The 319-nt window shown below is 42.9% G+C and carries 1 pseudogene; it reads left to right on the forward strand.

Going from position 1 to position 319, the window contains the following annotated elements:
• Positions 1 to 319, forward strand: a pseudogene (locus ACFINZ_RS11195) (alanine--tRNA ligase); the annotation flags it as partial.

Here is a 319-nt window from a genome sequence, read left to right on the forward strand (position 1 = left end):
GTTGGTCAATTGAGCTTTGTGGAGGAACACATGTGGAAAGAACAGGCGATATTGGTTTGATTCATATTGTTTCTGAAAGTTCTGTAGCTGCTGGAGTTCGCCGTATTGAAGCTTTAACAGGTACAGCTGCACGTCTCTATCTCAGCCGTCAAGATGCGCGTGTCCATGAAATTGCTGATCTTTTAAAAACTTCTGCTACTGATGTGGAAGAACGTGTGCGGATTTTGCTTGAGGATCGTCGTAAACTTGAAAAAGAGTTGAATGACGAACGCAAAAAGAGTGTGCTAAGTGGCGGGATAGTAAAAAGTGATCAAGAGGA

Source organism: Bartonella sp. AA81SXKL (assembly GCF_042196945.1).
In the GTDB taxonomy this organism is placed as follows: Bacteria; Pseudomonadota; Alphaproteobacteria; order Rhizobiales; family Rhizobiaceae; genus Bartonella.